The sequence below is a fragment of the Flavobacterium aquariorum genome, assembly GCF_003254745.1.
Classification (GTDB): domain Bacteria; phylum Bacteroidota; class Bacteroidia; order Flavobacteriales; family Flavobacteriaceae; genus Flavobacterium; species Flavobacterium aquariorum.
The window spans coordinates 259,276-278,413 of the sequence record NZ_QKXH01000006.1; the positions used below are offsets into that span (position 1 = coordinate 259,276).

The following is a 19,138-nucleotide window of genomic DNA, read 5'->3' on the forward strand; positions in this document are numbered from 1 at the left end:
AATCTTGATGCAGATTTTTTTTTCGTGGTACAATAATGGTACAAAAAGGAACAAACTATCTGTAAATAAAGCTAAATAAACAGAAAGAAGAATCCCAGTTAAAATGCCGTTTTATGACATTTTAACTGGGATTCTTTGTTTTATTTTGTGATGTTTTGTGAAACTTACTTCCCGATGCAGAAATTAGCAAAGATATTACCCAGTAATTCATCATTCGTGACTTGGCCAGTGATCATCCCAAATTGATACAACGCTTCTTTAATATCAAGAGCCATAAGGTCACTGGAAAGATTGGTTTCCAGTCCGAACTTCACTTTTTGAATTTCATTTAGTGCTTTGAGTAACGAATCGTAATGTCTGGTATTGGTAACGATAGTTTCGTTATTACGCAGAGCTCCAGTGTTTACAAAAGACAGGAGTTGGTTTTTAAGTTCATCAACTCCCAATTTTTCTTTGGCAGAAATTTTTAAAAGTTTCAGGTTTAAAGTTTCAAGTTTTCGATCGATTTTTCCGATTTCATTTTCACTTAATAAATCGACTTTATTTACAACAACTAATATTGGTTTAAGTGGATATTTATTTTTAACTTTTTCAATTTCGATGATATAGTCAGAACCTGAAACCTGGAACCTGAAACCATCAAACAAAAAGACAACAACCTGAGCTTGTTCTATTTTTTCAAACGTTTTTTTAATCCCGATACTTTCAACCACATCTGCAGTTTCGCGTATTCCAGCTGTATCGATGAATCGAAAACCAATTCCGCCAATGACTAACTCGTCCTCTATGGTATCACGGGTAGTTCCCGCAATTTCAGAAACAATGGCGCGCTCTTCATTCAGCAAAGCATTCAATAGCGTTGATTTCCCCACATTAGGTTCACCCACAATTGCCACCGGAATTCCGTTTTTTATAACATTCCCAACAGCAAATGAATCGATCAATCTCTTGAGAACAAATTCTATTCGGTTCAATAATTCGTGAAATTGGGTTCTGTCGGCAAATTCAACGTCTTCTTCCGCAAAATCCAATTCGAGTTCAATAAGTGATGCAAAATTCAACAGCTCCTCACGTAATTTGGCAATTTCATTGGAGAAACCACCACGCATTTGTTGCATCGCAATTTGGTGTGAAGCTTCATTATCGGAGGAAATCAAATCAGCTACGGCTTCGGCTTGTGATAGATCGAGCTTGCCGTTCAGGAAAGCTCTAAGGGTAAATTCACCCGGATCGGCCATTCTACAGCCTTTTCGTAATAATAGCTGAATAATTTGCTGCTGAATGTAAGTAGAACCGTGACATGAAATCTCAATCGTATTTTCTCCCGTATACGAATTAGGTCCTTTGAAAATAGAAACCAGAACCTCGTCCAGCGTTTTTTCTCCATCCACAATATGTCCCAAATGTAACGTATGCGTTTTTTGAAGTCTTAAATCTTTGTTTTTTATGGATCGAAAAACGGACTGTCCTATACCAATGGCGTCTTCGCCAGAAATTCGAATTACGGCAATGGCACCAGCTCCCGAAGGTGTGGCTAAGGCAACTATAGAATCGTTTTGAATCATAACTAAAAATTTATGCAAAAGTAAGCAAAACTTACTACTTTTTAGTCAGCAGTAATTAGTGTTTGGCAATAAGCAGATTTGATTACAAAGTGTTTTGGCTATTCACTATTCACTTTTTAATAATTTTTCATTAAAAAAAAATCAAAGTGACAATTATCATATTTTATTTTAAGAAGTTTTGTAACTTTAGATAAAATATTGATATTCAGTAAATTATTAAGGATATGAAAAAAATATTATTCCCTACAGATTTTTCAGAAGTTTCAAAAAATGCCTTTATTTACGCTTTAAAACTAGCCGATGCCATAGATGCCGAAATTATTACTTTGCATGTTTATGAATTGGATTCGCCTGCATATTTGGACGTTTCCATCTACCTGCAGGATATCTATGAGTACGAAGAGTTAAGTGATTTTGAAAATTATAAAGACGAAGTTCCGCTGTTGCGAAATATTGCCGAAGAAAATAATATGGGGCATATAAAAATTAGTAACGTTCTTATAAAAGGGTTTTTAGTGAAAGAAGTAGTCAAGCTTTCCAAAAAGGAAAGTATAGACTTTATTGTTATGGGAACCAAAGGAGTAACCCATTTGCGGGAGGTGTTTTTGGGAACGGTAGCTACAAAAATAATGAATGAATGCGATGCCACAGTTTTGGCTATTCCGGAAAAATGCAGTTATATGCCTATTGAAAAAATATTGTTCAACACAAGATACCATATGGATGATATTGAACCATTAAAGAAAGTAGTGACTTTGGCTAATGTATTTCACTCTCACATCGATTGTCTGAACATAAAGGCACCACATACAGTCTATAAAGATGATTTTGTGGTCGATTTCAAAAACATTTTCAAAGACCAGAATATTACTTTTCATTCCGTTTTAGCCAACGATATCGAAGGAGAAATTTTAAACTTTATTGAGAAAAATAAAATAAATATGGTAGCCATTCATGAACGACACCGAGGTTTCTTCGAGAAAATTTTCCAGGTAAGCCTTAGCAAAAAGCTGACGTTTCATATCAATATACCAATTTTGTCCGTTCATTAGAGCTATCAATTTTAAAATAATTTGGGCGTGCCCCAGTTGAGCAAAGGGGCTTATGCATAGAGTCGCTTATACGCCCCTTTGCTCAACTGGGTCGGGCTATCCGCGCTACTTCGGTAGCTAGCTTCTATCCCTCACGCACAACCCGCAAAACAACAAATAATCGTATAAAAGAAAAGAGCTTTCAGTTAGTTTTGTTAGAGTATTAAATTTGTAAGCAGAAACGTTTATCAAAAATTAAACCTAAATTATATAGCAATGAAAAAGATTTTATTTCCCACCGATTTTTCTAAAGTCGCGAATAATGCTTTTATCCATGCATTAGAATTTGCAAAAATTGTAAAAGGAGAACTGTTGTTGTTGCATACTTTTGAATTGCCCATTGTCGACAATCAATTTATTCCTGATAACTACTACAATATTTTTGATTCTTTGCAATTGGCACAATTTGACATGTTCAAAGAGGAAATTCCAAAACTAAGGGAACTGGCCAAGCAAAGAAACTTAGAGAATATTAAATTAAGCCATAAACTGATGGACGGTGATTTAATTTATGCCATCAAGAAAGTGGTCAAAGAAGAAAAGATAGATTTTGTCGTAATGGGAACTTCTGGCGCTACAGGTTGGGAATCTTTTTTCATTGGTTCCAATACTGGGGCAATTGTTACTGCTGTTGATGTTCCGGTACTTAGCGTACCTGCTGAAGCCCAATTTGAAAAGATTGAAACCATTGGTTTTACCACACGTTTTAGAGAAAAAGATAAAGCACCATTAAGACAAGTTATCAAAATAGCCAAAAAAACGCATGCAATCGTGAAATGTTTGTATGTAAAAACCAGTAAATCAGATGTTTCAGAAGAAACAATAAATCAATGGAAAACTGAATTTGAAAACGAACCAGTTAAGTTTTCTGTTGTAAAAAGTGATGCTGTTAAAGATACCATCTTGGATTTTGTTTCCCATAAAAATATTGACATTCTGGCAATGATAACTCATAAGCGCAATTTTTTCTCCGAGTTGTTTAAACCAAGTTTGACCCAAAAATTATCCAATGTTTCAATTGTGCCAGTATTGGCGATGCACGAAGAGTAGATTACAGATTACAGTCTACAGGTTTCAGATAGCAGAAGGCAAAAGCAGATTCACCGCCTTTTGCCTTCTGTCATCTGCTTTTTTACCAATGTTTTCTACCTTTTACTTTCTGCATTTCAGCCTTCTGCTTTCTGCTTTCTGCCTTCTGCCTTCTGCCTTCTGCCTTCTGCCTTCTTGCCATTGAATTTTCTATTCCCTACATTTGTCGATCATTAACACAAACGATGGAAATATATAAAGGCAATAGCCAAAACTATTCTAAGGAGTTAAAGTCAATTAATAAGAGATATAATAGTATAAGTTTTATAAGGCTTATAAGTGTTTTACTTTTTTTAGGAAGCTTATTTTATTACATAAAAACTAGCGAATCGGTATTTGTCTTCATGGCGGCTATACTGTTCACTGGTTTTATTATTTTGATGCGAATCCATTCGAAATTATCATTTCAAAAAAAGATAAAAAGTGCATTGGTTGATATCAACGAAAATGAAATTACCTATTTGGAACAAAAATCAATTCCTTTTGAAAATGGCATAGAATTCAATGATTTTCACCATCCTTATGCATATGATTTGGATATTTTTGGAGATCATTCATTATTTCAGAATCTAAACAGAACTGCAACTTTTATTGGCAAAAAAACTTTGGCTAAACAATTATTGACGCTTTTGCCAAATGATGAAATACTAAAGAATCACGAAGCAGTTCAGGAATTAAAAGAAAAGTTAGATTGGCGTCAGGAGTTTTTGGCTCTTGCCAAAGTTGGGCATGATAATGAAACTTTTTATAAAACATTATTGCGATGGAGTGTCTTTAATAGCGAACCATTGTCAAAAGGAGCCGTATTTATTTCCTATTTGTTTCCAGCACTGTTTTTAAGTTGCTTATTAGGTTATTTAGTAACTTCAAATATTGTTTTTCTTTCTTATTTATCGTTTTTGTTTGTTTGCAATTTGACCATTTTAGGTTATTTCGTAAAAAGAATTAAAGTGGAAATTGCTCAGGCCGATAATATCAATTTGATTATTAGTCAATACGGTTTACTGGTACAAAAAATTGAAAACGAAAGCTTCCAGTCCGAAAAACTAATCGCTTTACAGCAAAAACTTAAGTTCCAAAACGAGAAAGCAAGCGTTCATCTTGAGCAATTGGCCGAGTTATTTTCTAAAATGGATAGCATTGGAAATTTTGTGACCTCTATACTGTTCAATGGAACTTTCCTATTTAATGTGCACGTCTTAAAATCGATGATTGCTTGGAAAAAAGTACATGCTGAAGTTTTAGAAGAATGGCTAGAAGTTATAGGTGAATTTGAAATGCTTAACAGTTTGGCAAATTTCTCGTATAACAATCCCGAGTTTGTATATCCAACATTGAATACCAATTATGAGATTGGTTTTTCCAATTTAAGCCATCCTTTATTAAACCCAAAAACAAGAGTAGGGAATGAGGTTCTGTTTTATCCGCAGTCATTTATGATTTTGACAGGCTCGAATATGTCTGGTAAGAGTACTTTTCTACGTAGTTTGGGAGTGAATATGGTACTTACTGGAATGGGGTCTCCGGTTTGTGCGAGTCAGGCAAATGTGCATCCTTTACCTGTTTTAGTATCTATGAGGCTCTCAGATTCGTTATCTGACAGTGAATCATACTTCTTTGCCGAAATCAAGCGATTGAAGCAAATAATGGATGAATTGGAAGCAAATCCTGCTTTTGTCCTTTTGGATGAAATCTTGCGAGGCACCAACTCGGATGATAAGCGCAATGGAACAATCGAAGTAGTCAAAAAAGTAATTGCCAAAAAAGCAATCGGCGCCATAGCCACACACGATATCGAAGTTTGTTTAACTACAAATGAATTCCCGGACATTCTCACTAATAAATGCTTTGAAGTCGAAATCAGCAACAATGAACTGCATTTTGATTACACTCTTCGGGATGGTATTTGCAAAAATAAAAGTGCAACTTTCTTGATGAAAAAGATGGGTGTTATTTAACGAAGTAAGTGAGGGATAGAAGCAAGCTACCGAAATAGTGCGGAGAGCCCGACAGCATAAAGGAAATGGGCCGAATCACCGTTATATTGATTTGTCCCATTTTCTTTATGGTGGCACTCCCACACGAGCTTTTGCGAACTGACGAAGTAAATGAACATTATGAAATGGATATGGCAAAAAAAAACCAAAACTCTGGTTAGGAATTTCGGTCTTTTCAAATATAAAAGTGGTTTTGGTTAGTTTCGTATTTTGAGGTAACTAGCTGTTTAGCATTACTGGCATCACAAGCATTGTTACGGTTTCGCCTTCTTCTAGTCCATCAATTGGAGTTAGGATTCCGGCTCTGTTTGGTAATGACATTTCAAGCATAATCATATCAGATTGCAAGTTGTTCAACATTTCTGTCAAGAAACGGGAGTTGAAACCTATTTGCATATCGTCTCCTTGGTAATCACAAGTCAATCTTTCTTCGGCTTTGTTCGAGTAGTCAATATCTTCAGCAGAAATGTTTAATTCGGCTCCGGCTACTTTTAAACGAATTTGGTGTGTTGTTTTGTTAGAGAAAATTGCAACACGACGTACTGAACTCAAGAATTGAGAACGATCCATCATCAATTTGTTTGGATTTTCTTTTGGGATAACCGCTTCGTAATTCGGATATTTTCCATCGATTAAACGACATAATAAAATGTAGTTATCGAAAGAGAAAGTAGCATTCGAATCGTTGTATTCTATTTTTACTTCAGCATCTGAGGTGCTTAGGATACTTTTTAAGATGTTCAAAGGTTTCTTTGGCATAATAAACTCAGCCACTTGAGATGCTTTTACATCAGAGCGGGCATATTTTACCAATTTGTGGGCATCTGTTGCCACAAAAATCAAACCTTCAGGAGAAAATTGGAAGAAAACCCCTGACATTACAGGACGTAAATCGTCGTTTCCTGCCGCGAAGATAGTTTTGCTTACAGCTGTAGCTAAAACATCTGCAGGTACTAACGTCACTGATGGATCGTCTAAGTTTACTGATTTTGGAAATTCTTCTCCCGGAGCATACGCCAAAGCATATTTTCCTGAGTTTGAACTAATCTCTATAGTGCTGTTTTCTTCAACAGTGAAAGTTAAGGGTTGCTCCGGAAAGGTTTTTAGGATTTCCAATAATAACTTTGCAGGTACTGCAACACTTCCTTTACTTTTGGAGTCGATGGTCAATGTGGCTGACATAGTAGTCTCCAAATCGGACGCCGAAACAGTTAATTCGTTATTATTTAATTCAAATAAGAAGTTATCCAAGATTGGCAAAGTGTTGTTACTGTTGATAACGCTACCTAAAACTTGTAATTGTTTTAATAAGTACGAACTCGATACTATAAATTTCATCTGTATTGTTTTGTTTTTTATGGTGTGCTTTTTCTAAATTAAAATTTAGAATACACTTTACAAATATATTGTAAACTATTCTAGTATTGCAAATTTTTTATTAACATCTATTTACTGTATTTTCTTTTTCGGAGGAATGTAAATCCGAGGCCAAATAGAGACAAAATTAGAATTGGAAGCCCGATAGTTAGGAATTGTGTAAAGGTATAATTTTCATACACTTTTTCTTTATCCAACAATGGTAAATCAAGATCCTTGCTTCGAATGTTAATAAGTCCCGTATCGTCCAAAAGATAATTTACACAATTCATCATAAAATCTTTGTTGTCATATAAATTCCCAGATCGTTGGTCATATCCCAATTCTACTGGCTGTCCCGTTTTATCCAATTGATTTTTTATAATGTCACCATCTGAAATCACAATCATTTTACTTTCTTTTCCACCCGATTGGAACGATTTCTCTTCAAAAGGCAAAATGCGATTCTCAAACATGGAATGAAAAGAACCTTCCAATAAAACCGCCATTGGGATATTTCCTTTATTTAGGTAATCAGTTGGCGAAGTCTGTTCGGAAACCATATTCAGGCTGATTTCTACAGGAGTTCCTATTTTTTTGGAATATGCAGATGATTGTAATAGTACCGTTTTCTTAATTCCATTTTTCAAAGTATCCATCGCATTGGCAAAATCAAATTTGATACCTCCCAGATTTTTCACAATCGGATGTTTGCTGATTGGATACACCTGCGGAGCAAATTTCCAGTTAAAATCTTGGTATTGTGTTCCGCTTCCTTGTTCTCCACTAGCAAGTTTTATTGGACTTCCTTGTTCGTCTTTGACCAAGTCGGGATTAATGCGCACCCCATATTTGAAAAACATATCGTTTAGGTTCAAGTCTTTTGGGAATGCTAAAGTGGTTCCCGAAGGGTTATAAAGACTGTCCATTTCAGCATTGACTTGATCAATCAACCAAAGGGTTTTTCCGCCCTGAATGATGAATTGATCTAGAACTAGTTTTTCTTCATCAGTAAAAGCTTCGGTTGGTTTTGCAATGACAGCCAAATCATAATTTTGCAATGATTTTAATGTCCCTTCTGGATTTTTGGCAACCGAATCCAGTGTGAATGGTCCAATGAAATAACTTTCTCGCACTTGCATTAAGAACTTGGCAATGTGCCTTTCTTGAAGTTCTCCGTTCCCTTTTATAATAGCTACTTTCTTTTGTTTGTCTTTAGAAATTTTATTGATCCCGTCCGAAATCGAATATTCAAGATGCTGAACAGAACCAATGATTTTTTGTGTGGTAGAAGCTCCCATGATGTTTTTCAACAGCGGAATATTGACTTCTTTGTTATTATATACAGCAATTGCCCAAGGGAAAACCATAGATTGTGATTGTTTTCCTTTGTCGTCAACAGTTATGTTTATTGGCGTAAGCCCTTTTCGATACAATTCTTTTATGTTGTCCATACTTTCGTCTTTGTTCTCCAAAGGATCTACAAATTCGATAATGATATTAGAATTATAGGCTTGAAATTCTTCTAATAGCTGTTTGGATTCCAATTGCAGTCGTTTGAATTCAGCAGGCAGTTCGCCTTGCAGATAGACTTTGATAGATAAAGGATTTTTTACGTCTTTAAGAATTTTTAAAGTCGTAGGCGAAAGGGTATAACGATGATCTTGCGTTAAATCAAAACGGTGAAAAAAGAAATTACTAATGATATTCAAAAGCAAAACTATCGCAACAGTAATCAATAATGATTTGGCGTTTTTTATGTTAAATGCTCTCATTACGATTTAATGGATTTTAAATTAAAGACTGTGAAAGAAAGGAACAGCACGGCAACACTAACAAAATAGATTACATCACGAGTGTCTATAACACCTCGGCTCATACTCTTATAATGATCTTGCATTCCAAAATAAGAAATAAAAGATGAAAAACTAGGTAAAATAGAAGCCAATCCTTGAAATCCAAAATAGAAAAAGAAGCACAGGAAAACAGCAATGATAAAAGATACAATCTGATTCTCGGAAACAGATGAAGTAAATATCCCAATTGCAGAATAAGCGGCTATTAAAAACAATAAACCGAAATACGAACCTAAAGTACTTCCTAAGTCAAGATTTCCTTCGGGTGAACCCAAATTCCAAACCACTTCCACATAAATAAAAGTAGGGATAATAGCCATTACTATTAAGAGAAAAGCGCCCAAGAATTTTCCGTTTACGATTTCCCAAAGACTAATAGGTTTTGTAAGTAATAATTCAAGTGTTCCCTGTTTTTTTTCGTCTGAGAAACTACGCATGGTTACCGCAGGAATCAAGAAGATTAAGATCCACGGAGCTAGGGTGAAAAATGGTGTTAAATCGGCAAAACCGGTATTTAAAATATTATAATCTCCTTCAAAAACCCAAAGGAATAACCCATTGCCAATTAAGAAAAGGGCAATTACTAAATACCCAATTGGTGAACCAAAAAAGGATTTTATTTCGCGAAATACGATTGACTTCATTTATTTTCTGTTTAATCATTTATTTGTCACAAAGGCGCAAATATACTAAGTTTTTTAATCTGAAACGTGCAGCCTAAAAACTGCAATCTAAAATCTGCTTACTGTAAACTTACTAATTTATCTACGCTCCAAGCTTCTGGTTTTGCATTGAATAATTGTTTGGTAAATGTCCAAATGCTACTGAAAAGCTCTGAATTTCGATAGTTTTCCAAATCAGTTTCGGTTTCCCAATAACTATAGGTAAAGAAAATACTTTTGTTGTTTTTATCTTGATAGAGCTCGAGGAAGCGATTTCCGGGAGCATTTCGTATTTTATCTTTCATTAATTCAAAGTTTTCCAAAAAGGCAGGAATATTTTCCTCGTGAAAACTCAGTTTTACTATTCGTACAAACATGCTTATAATTTATTTAATGCAAAAGCAATTTCAATGACAATGTCAATTTCAAAAAAAAAAATTAGGGTCAATTCTTAAATTGTATCGAAATCACATCTCTATAATTAAGTCCAAGCAATGTACTCGCCGAACCAACGGTTAATGGATTGCTCCTAAAAATGGCAATTTCGAGAAAACCAGCCTCATTGAAGATGGCTAATCTTTGACCTTCATAATATTTTACTGGATATTTATCCGAACTGGCAATGGCAGAATAATAAGGTAAAATAGTTTTGATGGATTGGTTTCTATATATAATTTCATAGTCTCTTCCTTTTACACAGTCCAAAAATTGCTTTTTGGAAATATTGGTCACCACATTCCCAAAATGATCGATGTAAATGACATTTCCTTTTAATTGATTTCCATCGTCTGTAAGGACTACTTGTAAATCGGTTACTTGTTTCAGGCTTTTAATTTCTTTCCCAATTACGTTAAGAACACCACCTTTGGCAATATGACAAGCTACTTTGACAAAAACATCCAAATCGGTAGCATCGTTATGAAGTCGATCGTGAATAGTTATTGCGACTATTTTTTGAGGAATAATTTTTTGAGAAAGCATACTTAAGATACCATTATCCGCGGCAATAAAAAAATGATCATTCCATTGCATGGCAATATGTTGATTTTCTTTATTGGATTCTAAATCGACTCCTATAATATGAACAGTCCCTTTTGGGAAGCTGTCATAGGAGGCAGAAATAATATAACTGGCTTCAACTGTGTTGAACGGATCGATGTAATGTGAAATGTCAATAATTGTAGCATCAGAATACTCGGATAATATTTTCCCTTTCAAAGCACCAACAAAGTGGTCTTTCAAGCCATAATCGGTAGTAAGGGTAATTATTGACATAAAATTGTTTATAACTATTGGGTTTTGTAGCGACCGAAACTTATTTTTTCTTAAATTTGAGAAATGCAAAGCTAAAGTATTTTATACTTTATTTGAACAGAATTTAATTAGAATTAAAAACAAAAATTTATGCCTAAGTTTATTGTTATTTTATTTCTTTTCTTTTGTAGTCTGCATTGTTTTAGCCAAAACGGTTTGTCAAATACCACAGTAGATAAATCGAATTTTTCTGGTGAATCAGACAAAATAGAAAAAGAAAAAATAGAAGCTGTTACAGTTAGAGACATGAACGGAACTGAGATTGAATTACTCTTTAAAGACAATCTTTGTGAAATTTTATCTATTAAAGCTTCTGATTTTTTGAATGAAGCTATGTTGAAAAAATTAAAAGCTAACGTATAATTTAGAACTAGAATGACCCACATTCTAGAAAGATGTTTTTTAGTGTTATTTACTGGTTTAGAAATTAAAAACTGTAATGGAAATATTGCAGCGTAAATATTGAAATTGATTTAACTCAATTTATTAACTTAAAAACTTCTTATTTTGAACGAAAGAATAATCGAGCTCATCGACATTGCTCCAAAAGATTTTTGGGGCACTCACGACTCACACCTAGAGTCAATTAAGAAATATTATCCAAAACTAAAAATTGTCGCAAGAGGCACTACTCTTAAAGCTTTTGGAGATAAAGATGTTTTAGACGAATTTGAAAAGCGGTTTCAACGCCTGATGCTGCATTTCACCCGATACAATACTATTGACGATAATGTAATCGAAAGAGTGATTCAAAGTGACGATCAGGAGGAGAGAAAAGCTTTTGGTCATGACAAAATTTTGGTTCATGGTGTAGGTGGAAAAATCATTAAACCTATGACTCCCAATCAACAGTTGTTGGTGGATACAATGGAAAAAAATGATATGGTTTTTGCTGTTGGACCCGCTGGTACCGGAAAGACCTACACTGGTGTTGCCATGGCTGTAAAAGCATTGAAAGAAAAACAAGTCAAGCGCATTATTCTGACCCGTCCTGCAGTAGAAGCTGGAGAAAATCTGGGTTTTCTTCCAGGTGATATGAAAGAAAAGCTGGATCCTTACATGCAACCTTTATATGATGCGTTGCGTGATATGTTGCCCAATGAGAAATTAGAAGATTATATTTTAAAGGGAATTATTCAAATTGCACCCTTGGCTTTCATGCGCGGACGAACTTTAGATCATGCCTTTGTAATTTTGGATGAAGCACAAAATACAACGCATTCGCAAATGAAAATGTTTCTGACCCGTATGGGAAAAAGTGCCAAGTTTATGATTACCGGTGATCCTGGTCAGGTAGATTTGCCTCGAAGAACAATTTCAGGACTGAAAGAAGCTATATTGGTTTTAAAAGACGTCGATGGAATTGGAATCATTTATCTTGATGATAAAGATATTGTACGTCACCGATTGGTTAAAAAAGTGATTGATGCTTACAAACAAATTGAAAATAATGATTATTAAGGATTATATTTATTGTATCAAGATTTGATGATAAAAAACAATAATCAAATTAGAAAAAGGAGAATCTCGATTATAGAGTTTCTCCTTTTTCATTGTAAAATATAGAAGATTCTTAGTTCTGCATTTGATTTCCCAATTAAAGTTAACATATCGATATAATTAAGTTAAAAGCGGTTTATATATGGGTAACTTTTTGGGTATCTTCTTGAAATGCAATAAATTTGGAATATGTTAAAAATGAAAATGAAATTTAAAATGTCGAAACAAAAAATTAAAGTAGTAATTAGCGATTTAGACGGAACATTACTCAACTCAGACCATACAATATCAGCCTATACCAAATCTGTTTTTCAAGAACTGCATGAACAAGATTATTTAATTATTGTGGCAACAGGCCGACATCACATGGATGCTATGGCAATAATTAGTTGTTTGGAACTTCCTGTTTATTTGGTAACTTCAAATGGGGCAAGAATCCATTCACCGAAAAAAGAGCTTTTGTATTCTTTTAATTTAGAAGGAGATGCAGTTAAATCGATTTTATCATTGGATATAGATCCAGAAATTACAACGGTTTTATTCAAGGAGAAAGTTTGGCAAACCTCAAAAACGAATAAAAAGCTGAATGCCTTTCAAAAAGACTTGGCTTATCCACCAGAAGTGGTGGACTTTGCAGCATTGGATGATTATAGTGCTATAAAAATATTTTTCACCCATGATGATCATGAAAAATTAGTAAATTTAAGAGATAAAATTCTTGAGCACCACTCAGACGTTTTTAGTCATGCTTTTAGTTTACCTATTTGTCTGGAGTTTATGGATAAATCAGTGGATAAAAGTGTTGCGATTGCCAAGATTCTCGAAAAAGAAGGCTATTCTTTTGATCAAGCCATTTCTTTCGGTGATGGTTTTAATGATGAGAGAATGCTAGACGCAGCTGGAATAGGATTAATTATGGGGAATGCACCAGAAAATTTAAAAAGTAAATTACCTCATTTAGAAGTGATTTCAACCAATAATGAAGACGGCGTTGCCAAATATTTGACTGCAATTTTAGAAGGATTTAGTGTTTCATCTTAAGTTAATGTTTTAAGAAGGAAATTAGCTTGTATCAAAGCATAGAGAAACTGACTTTTGGCTTGCAAATAGAACTTTTGGTTTTCCTTGCGTCCTCTATTAATTAGTTTTAAATTTGCATCCATAAAAATAACAACAACACATTACTAATGAGCAATACAATTACCACTACCAATTTTAATTTTCCGAATCAAAAATCAGTGTATCGCGGAAAAGTAAGGGAAGTTTACAATATCAATGACGATTTACTTGTAATGATAGCTACTGATAGACTATCTGCATTTGATGTAGTTTTGCCAAAAGGGATTCCATACAAAGGTCAGATTTTGAATCAAATTGCCACAAAATTTATGGAATTGACTCAAGATATTGTGCCAAACTGGTTAATTGCCACGCCAGATCCAAGTGTTGCTGTTGGTCATTTGTGTGAGCCGTTTAAAGTTGAAATGGTGATTCGCGGATATCTTTCAGGTCATGCTGCTCGTGAATATGCTCTTGGAAAAAGACAAATTTGCGGAGTGACAATGGCTGAAGGCTTAAAAGAGAATGATAAGTTTCCTGAACCGATTATCACACCAACTACAAAAGCGGATAATGGAGAACATGATGCCGATATTTCCAGAGAAGATATCCTTGCGAAAGGAATCGTTACTGAAGAAGATTATTTGGTTTTAGAAAAATATACTCGTGCTTTATTTCAAAGAGGTACTGAAATCGCTGCAAGTCGTGGTTTGATTTTGGTGGATACTAAATACGAATTTGGAAAAACAAAAGACGGAGTTATTGTATTGATTGATGAAATTCACACTCCAGATTCTTCTCGTTATTTCTATTCTGAAGGATACCAAGAAAGACAAGATAAAGGAGAAGAACAAAAGCAATTGTCAAAAGAATTCGTAAGACGCTGGTTGATCCAAAATGGTTTTCAAGGTTTGGAAGGACAACAAATTCCTGATATGACAGATGAATATATTGAAACCGTTTCGGATAGATATATCGAATTATATGAAAATATTCTTGGCGAAAAATTTGTAAAAGCGGACATCTCGAATATTAATGAACGGATTGAGAAAAACGTTTTGGCTTATTTGGCACAAAGATAGTTAGACTCAAATCGCTAAATAGCGATAGATATATAAACCATAATTCAGATTTTGAATTATGGTTTTTTTATAGATGAAAGTTTTTGTGGGGGATGTTTTTAAAAATTGACTTTGTAGGCTATTTAGCCCTGATGGAAGTGGCATTCCATCTCATTTTTTCTACGAGATGGAATATAGCGGACGGTAGGAACTATGTTTCTTGATAAAGCCTATTGATTCGCTCCTGACTATTTTTGGGATAAAAAAAACTCTTCGAGAGGAAGAGTTTGATATGCTTATTTTTTATTGATGTCTTCAAGAACAGCTTTGTTCTCGTAGTTAATTACTTTGATTATGATTTGTTGATTTTTTCTCGTTTTACCTTCAATAACGTATAATTTTCCTTTTTTGTAAGGAATATTACTTTGGTCAAAATCGACGTCTCCAAGTTTAAGGGTGTTTTTAATATCGGTAGTGTCAATCCATTTCTGGGATAAAATAAGTGAAGCTTTATCAGAATAGAAAAATGGTTTAGTGCTTAAATCCTTCAAAACTCTGGCATTTGGAAAATAATTACAACGAGTATCTTTTCCGCTGAATATAGCTGCAACTACAAATAAACCCATTATCAAACCTACTAGATAGTAAGCAAAACGTTGTATGAAATTCATATTTTAATTTTTGCGCAAAGGTATGGGAAAGTTTAGTTAAAAAACAATTAAATTAATATCGTTATCGGGTAAATCAAACCAGTCACCGATGGCTTTGTTGGTAAGTATGCCATGATACAAATAAATACCGTTTTTTAGGCCTGCATTACAGCGTATGGCACTTTCGATACCGCCATCTTCTGCAATTTGCAATAAATAAGGAGTTATTATGTTACTAATGGAAAGTGAAGCTGTTTTGGAGTAACGGGAAGGAATATTGGGTACACAATAGTGCAAAACATTATTCTTGATAAAAGTTGGTTTTTCGTGCGTTGTAACTTCGGATGTCTCGAAACAGCCTCCTGTGTCAATACTAATATCAACAATTACGGCGCCTTTTTTCATGTGTTCCACCATCGTTTCGGTGACAACAACAGGGCAACGCTCTTGTCCTCTCATAGCACCAATGGCCACATCACAACGTCTTAGGGCTTTAAGTAATGATTTTTGTTGAATTGTGGAAGTAAAAATTCGTTGGTTTAGGTTGTTTTGTAAACGACGTAGTTTGGTTATCGAATTATCAAAAACTTTTACGCTGGCTCCCAGTCCGATGGCTGTTCTTGCGGCAAATTCCCCAGCAGTACCGGCTCCAAGTATCACAACTTCGGTTGGGGCAACTCCTGTAATATTGCCAAATAATAATCCTTTACCAAAATCATTGGTGATCATCAACTCTGCTGCGATGAGTATGGATGCAGTTCCTGCAATTTCGCTCAATGATTTTACAGCAGGGTAGGACCCATCAGTATCTTTTAAATATTCAAAAGCGAGTGCGGTAATTTTTTTTCGCGATAAAGCTTCGAAGTATGTTTTTTTTCTGGTTTTTAATTGAATGGCCGATATCACAATGGTTTTTGGGTTCATCATCTCAATTTCGGCAACTGTTGGTGGCTCAACTTTTAAAATCATAGGGCAGCCAAAAACTTTTTTGGTGTCTTGGGTAATTTCAGCACCGGCTTCACTATATTCTTTGTCAGTGTAACTGGAACTAACACCAGCTCCAGATTCGATCATTACTCTATGTCCTTGATAGGTAAGGGAATTCACTGCATCAGGTGTAAGGCAAATGCGTCTTTCTTGATAACTGGTCTCTTTTGGAATTCCTATAAAAAGTTGGCTTTTATGTCTAGCTATTTCTAGTTTTTCTTCCTGAGGCAGTAATTGTTCTTTTGTGAATGGACTTATAGACATTGATGGCATGAAATTAGTGGTACAATTTACAAAAAAGATTCAAAGTATTTTTATTTAAATGCGGCCTATTTGGATTATCAAAATTCGTTTGTCAAAAAAAACATTGTAATTAATGGAGTAATTTCTCCATTTTAATATCGGCTCTCTCATAAATACCTTTTTCGACAGGAATTTCAGTGAAGCCAAAACTTTCATATAAATGTATCGCTGAAAATAATTTTCGGTTCGAATATAGAATCAACTTATAAATTCCTTTGTCTTTAGCCTCATTCAAACAATGTTCCATCAGTTTTTTACCGATGCCCAATCCTTGGTTTGCATCAGATACTGCCATTTTTGTTAATTCAAATGTAGCATCGTCAATTTTTAATAATGAAACAGTACCCACAATTTTATCGTTGTATCGGGCATAAAAAATCATTCCACCTTTGTCTATTATTTCGCCTTGAGGGTCAGATAATACTTTTTCATCTTTGGGTTCCACCTTAAAATATTTATGAAGCCATTCTAAATTTAAGGTTTTGATTGGCTCCTTCAATTCAATTGAAAAAGGGATAATTTCGACTTTATTGGTGTCTAAGCTCATGATTCAATTACTTTAATTCTAATAAGCGTTCCCCATTTGGCAGTAATTCGATTATAATTTCGGTATGTTGTTGTGGAATCAAATTTGCAATTTTTTCAGACCATTCGATAAAACACCAATTTCCAGAGTATAAATAATCATCAACACCCATATCCAGTGCTTCCGTCTCTTTGTTTAACCTGTAAAAATCAAAATGATATACGGTTTGATTATTATCTGTTTGGTATTCATTCACCAAAGAAAACGTAGGACTGCTGGTTGCGTCATTTACGCCCAATGTTTTGCAAAGCTGTTTGATTAATGTCGTTTTACCAACGCCCATATCTCCATTGAAAAGGATTACTTTATTTGGATTTTGATCTAAAATTTGTTGAGCAACCTCTGCAAGTTGTTCTATAGAAAATGTGATAGTCATTCTTTTGTATTCAGTTATGAATTATAGTTTTAAATGCAGTTTTCAATTTTTCCATCAGCATAATTACTGCTAACTAAAAACTGAATACTGCCTTCTTTTTTTATTTCGGATTAAAAACCAGAAAAGGAATAATCATTTCTTCCAATGAGATTCCACCGTGCTGATAGGTGTTTTTGTAATAACTCACGTAATGATTGTAGTTGTTTACATAAGCCAAAAACAAATCATTTTTTGCAAAAATATACGAACTACTCATATTTATGGCAGGCAAACCGATATTTTTCGGTTCTTTTACCGCATAGACATCTTTATGTTCGTATGTCAAACTGCGCCCTGTTTTGTAACGTAAATTTAAACTTGTGTTTTTATCTCCAACGACTTTTGATGGATTCTTTACATTAATGGTACCGTGATCGGTAGTCAAAATTAATTTGAATCCCAGTTTTTGAGCTTGCTGAATAATTTCCAGTAATGGAGAATTTTTAAACCAACTCAACGTCAAGGAACGATATGCTTTATCATCAGAAGCCAGTTCTTTGACCACATCCATTTCTGTTTTGGCGTGGGAAAGCATGTCAACAAAATTATAAACCACAGTTACAAGGTCGTTGTCTTTTAGAGATTTAAAGCTTTCTGCCAGTTTTTTTCCTCCAGCCAAATTGGTGATTTTGAAATAATCTTCTTTTAGGTCGAGTCTTAAACGCTTAATTTGAGCAGTTAGAAACTCGGCTTCATACAAGTTTTTACCTCCTTCTTCTGGGTCATTTTTCCAATATTGTGGAAATTGTTTTTCCATTTCAAGGGGCGTTAATCCAGAGAAAATAGCATTTCTCGCATATTGTGTTGCGGTAGGAAGTATCGAAAAATAAGGAACTTCTTTTTCGAGTTTATAATAGTTTCCTACTACACTCTCAAATGCTTTCCATTGGTCGTAACGTAAATTGTCAATTACAACAAAAAGTACGGGTTTGTCTTTTTTCAGAATTTCAGGAACGACCAATTCTTTGAATAAATTATGGGATTGAATCGGTTTGTCCGCTTTTGGTGCAAACCAATCTTCATAATTGCGTTCAATGTATTTTCCAAATTGTGAATTGGCTTCTACTTTTTGGGATTCCAGAATTTCGATCATTCCCTGATCATCGATATTTTCCAGTTCAAGTTCCCAAAAAATAAGTTTTTTGTACAATTCAACCCAGTCTTCATAAGAGTTGACCATTGCCATTTCCATCGTAATTTTTCGAAACTCCTTTTGGTAATCCAAAGTTGTTTTTTGTGAAATCAATCGAGAATGGTCTAGGTTTTTCTTCAAACTCAATAAAATCTGATTAGGATTTACAGGTTTGATAAGATAATCAGCGATTTTGGAACCAATGGCTTCTTCCATTATATATTCCTCTTCGCTTTTGGTAATCATTATCATCGGAATAGAAGATTTTTTCTCCTTCATTTCAGACAATGTTTCCAAACCACTCATTCCGGGCATATTTTCGTCAAGAAAAACAATGTCAAAATTGTTTTCGTCAAAAATATCTATGGCATCACGACCATTATTGCAAGTAGTAACACTATAGTTTTTTTTCTCCAGAAATAATATATGTGGTTTGAGCAAATCGATTTCATCATCAACCCAAAGTATTTTTATGTTCTCCATATTCAATTTATTTTAGTGCAATTTAGTTTTAT

The 19,138-nt window shown here is 34.3% G+C and carries 18 protein-coding genes; 7 read left to right on the forward strand and 11 right to left on the reverse strand.

All coding sequences use genetic code 11. From position 1 onward, the window contains the following. Positions 1-164 precede the first annotated feature (164 nt). On the reverse strand, positions 165-1,565 hold the full coding sequence (mnmE, locus tag DOS84_RS11300; protein WP_111410223.1) for a tRNA uridine-5-carboxymethylaminomethyl(34) synthesis GTPase MnmE: 1,401 nt from the start codon (positions 1,563-1,565) through the stop codon (positions 165-167). Between the two features lie 224 nt (positions 1,566-1,789). Here mnmE and DOS84_RS11305 point away from each other — a divergent pair, with 224 nt between their 5' ends. From DOS84_RS11305 to DOS84_RS11315, 3 genes are all read left to right on the forward strand, one after another. Further along, the gene (locus DOS84_RS11305) at positions 1,790-2,617 is read left to right on the forward strand and encodes a universal stress protein (RefSeq protein WP_111410224.1); all 828 of its coding nucleotides are present in this window, start codon (positions 1,790-1,792) and stop codon (positions 2,615-2,617) included. A 255-nt stretch (positions 2,618-2,872) separates the two neighbouring features. Continuing rightward, positions 2,873-3,706, forward strand: coding sequence for a universal stress protein (locus DOS84_RS11310; protein WP_111410225.1), 834 nt, complete (start codon positions 2,873-2,875; stop codon positions 3,704-3,706). A gap of 224 nt (positions 3,707-3,930) precedes the next feature. After that, positions 3,931-5,703 carry a MutS-related protein gene (locus DOS84_RS11315; protein ID WP_111410226.1) on the forward strand — a complete coding sequence of 591 codons (1,773 nt, stop codon included), beginning with the start codon at positions 3,931-3,933 and terminating at the stop codon, positions 5,701-5,703. A 258-nt stretch (positions 5,704-5,961) separates the two neighbouring features. On the opposite strand, the gene dnaN is transcribed toward DOS84_RS11315, so the two are convergent. The 5 genes from dnaN to DOS84_RS11340 form a co-directional block, all read right to left on the reverse strand. Beyond that, on the reverse strand, positions 5,962-7,080 hold the full coding sequence (gene dnaN, locus DOS84_RS11320; RefSeq protein ID WP_111410227.1) for a DNA polymerase III subunit beta: 1,119 nt from the start codon (positions 7,078-7,080) through the stop codon (positions 5,962-5,964). A 107-nt stretch (positions 7,081-7,187) separates the two neighbouring features. Further along, on the reverse strand, positions 7,188-8,873 hold the full coding sequence (gene gldG / locus DOS84_RS11325) for a gliding motility-associated ABC transporter substrate-binding protein GldG (RefSeq protein WP_111410228.1): 1,686 nt from the start codon (positions 8,871-8,873) through the stop codon (positions 7,188-7,190). Then, positions 8,873-9,598: a gliding motility-associated ABC transporter permease subunit GldF gene (gene gldF / locus DOS84_RS11330; protein ID WP_111410229.1), complete on the reverse strand. Its 726-nt coding sequence runs from the start codon at positions 9,596-9,598 to the stop codon at positions 8,873-8,875. The genes gldG and gldF overlap by 1 nt, the downstream gene beginning before the upstream one ends. Before the next feature lie 98 nt (positions 9,599-9,696). Further along, positions 9,697-9,993, reverse strand: coding sequence for a putative quinol monooxygenase (locus DOS84_RS11335; RefSeq protein ID WP_111410230.1), 297 nt, complete (start codon positions 9,991-9,993; stop codon positions 9,697-9,699). 67 nt (positions 9,994-10,060) lie between these two features. After that, on the reverse strand, positions 10,061-10,891 hold the full coding sequence (locus DOS84_RS11340; RefSeq protein ID WP_111410231.1) for an SAM hydrolase/SAM-dependent halogenase family protein: 831 nt from the start codon (positions 10,889-10,891) through the stop codon (positions 10,061-10,063). Between the two features lie 129 nt (positions 10,892-11,020). Here DOS84_RS11340 and DOS84_RS11345 point away from each other — a divergent pair, with 129 nt between their 5' ends. The 4 genes from DOS84_RS11345 to DOS84_RS11360 all read left to right on the forward strand — a co-directional run bounded on the left by DOS84_RS11345 (position 11,021) and on the right by DOS84_RS11360 (position 14,571). Then, the gene (locus DOS84_RS11345) at positions 11,021-11,293 is read left to right on the forward strand and encodes a hypothetical protein (RefSeq protein WP_111410232.1); all 273 of its coding nucleotides are present in this window, start codon (positions 11,021-11,023) and stop codon (positions 11,291-11,293) included. A gap of 144 nt (positions 11,294-11,437) precedes the next feature. Beyond that, entirely contained in the window at positions 11,438-12,391 is a 954-nt protein-coding gene (locus DOS84_RS11350) for a PhoH family protein (protein WP_111410233.1), read from the forward strand. 237 nt (positions 12,392-12,628) lie between these two features. Then, positions 12,629-13,471: a Cof-type HAD-IIB family hydrolase gene (locus DOS84_RS11355; protein ID WP_243636370.1), complete on the forward strand. Its 843-nt coding sequence runs from the start codon at positions 12,629-12,631 to the stop codon at positions 13,469-13,471. Positions 13,472-13,617: 146 nt separating this feature from the next. After that, positions 13,618-14,571, forward strand: coding sequence for a phosphoribosylaminoimidazolesuccinocarboxamide synthase (locus DOS84_RS11360; RefSeq protein WP_111410234.1), 954 nt, complete (start codon positions 13,618-13,620; stop codon positions 14,569-14,571). Between the two features lie 275 nt (positions 14,572-14,846). Here the strand turns inward: DOS84_RS11360 and DOS84_RS11365 are convergent, their stop codons facing one another. From DOS84_RS11365 to porX, 5 genes are all read right to left on the reverse strand, one after another. Further along, entirely contained in the window at positions 14,847-15,221 is a 375-nt protein-coding gene (locus DOS84_RS11365) for a DUF4258 domain-containing protein (protein WP_111410235.1), read from the reverse strand. Between the two features lie 36 nt (positions 15,222-15,257). Further along, positions 15,258-16,451 (reverse strand): alanine dehydrogenase, encoded by a 1,194-nt coding sequence (locus DOS84_RS11370; protein WP_111410236.1) that lies wholly within the window; start codon positions 16,449-16,451, stop codon positions 15,258-15,260. Between the two features lie 109 nt (positions 16,452-16,560). Further along, positions 16,561-17,037 carry a GNAT family N-acetyltransferase gene (locus DOS84_RS11375; protein WP_111410237.1) on the reverse strand — a complete coding sequence of 159 codons (477 nt, stop codon included), beginning with the start codon at positions 17,035-17,037 and terminating at the stop codon, positions 16,561-16,563. Positions 17,038-17,044: 7 nt separating this feature from the next. Continuing rightward, positions 17,045-17,452 (reverse strand): tRNA (adenosine(37)-N6)-threonylcarbamoyltransferase complex ATPase subunit type 1 TsaE, encoded by a 408-nt coding sequence (gene tsaE / locus DOS84_RS11380; protein ID WP_111410238.1) that lies wholly within the window; start codon positions 17,450-17,452, stop codon positions 17,045-17,047. A 100-nt stretch (positions 17,453-17,552) separates the two neighbouring features. Next, entirely contained in the window at positions 17,553-19,106 is a 1,554-nt protein-coding gene (gene porX / locus DOS84_RS11385; protein ID WP_111410239.1) for a T9SS response regulator signal transducer PorX, read from the reverse strand. Between the last annotated feature and the right edge of the window lie 32 nt (positions 19,107-19,138).

Bases quoted from the DNA above. Each gene is read 5' to 3' on its own strand.
- mnmE (WP_111410223.1), bottom strand. From the start codon at position 1,565: ATGATTCAAAACGATTCTATAGTTGCCTTAGCCACACCTTCGGGAGCT.
- DOS84_RS11305 (WP_111410224.1), top strand. From the start codon at position 1,790: ATGAAAAAAATATTATTCCCTACAGATTTTTCAGAAGTTTCAAAAAAT.
- DOS84_RS11310 (WP_111410225.1), top strand. From the start codon at position 2,873: ATGAAAAAGATTTTATTTCCCACCGATTTTTCTAAAGTCGCGAATAAT.
- DOS84_RS11315 (WP_111410226.1), top strand. From the start codon at position 3,931: ATGGAAATATATAAAGGCAATAGCCAAAACTATTCTAAGGAGTTAAAG.
- dnaN (WP_111410227.1), bottom strand. From the start codon at position 7,080: ATGAAATTTATAGTATCGAGTTCGTACTTATTAAAACAATTACAAGTT.
- gldG (WP_111410228.1), bottom strand. From the start codon at position 8,873: ATGAGAGCATTTAACATAAAAAACGCCAAATCATTATTGATTACTGTT.
- gldF (WP_111410229.1), bottom strand. From the start codon at position 9,598: ATGAAGTCAATCGTATTTCGCGAAATAAAATCCTTTTTTGGTTCACCA.
- DOS84_RS11335 (WP_111410230.1), bottom strand. From the start codon at position 9,993: ATGTTTGTACGAATAGTAAAACTGAGTTTTCACGAGGAAAATATTCCT.
- DOS84_RS11340 (WP_111410231.1), bottom strand. From the start codon at position 10,891: ATGTCAATAATTACCCTTACTACCGATTATGGCTTGAAAGACCACTTT.
- DOS84_RS11345 (WP_111410232.1), top strand. From the start codon at position 11,021: ATGCCTAAGTTTATTGTTATTTTATTTCTTTTCTTTTGTAGTCTGCAT.
- DOS84_RS11355 (WP_243636370.1), top strand. From the start codon at position 12,629: ATGAAAATGAAATTTAAAATGTCGAAACAAAAAATTAAAGTAGTAATT.
- DOS84_RS11360 (WP_111410234.1), top strand. From the start codon at position 13,618: ATGAGCAATACAATTACCACTACCAATTTTAATTTTCCGAATCAAAAA.
- DOS84_RS11365 (WP_111410235.1), bottom strand. From the start codon at position 15,221: ATGAATTTCATACAACGTTTTGCTTACTATCTAGTAGGTTTGATAATG.
- DOS84_RS11370 (WP_111410236.1), bottom strand. From the start codon at position 16,451: ATGTCTATAAGTCCATTCACAAAAGAACAATTACTGCCTCAGGAAGAA.
- DOS84_RS11375 (WP_111410237.1), bottom strand. From the start codon at position 17,037: ATGAGCTTAGACACCAATAAAGTCGAAATTATCCCTTTTTCAATTGAA.
- tsaE (WP_111410238.1), bottom strand. From the start codon at position 17,452: ATGACTATCACATTTTCTATAGAACAACTTGCAGAGGTTGCTCAACAA.
- porX (WP_111410239.1), bottom strand. From the start codon at position 19,106: ATGGAGAACATAAAAATACTTTGGGTTGATGATGAAATCGATTTGCTC.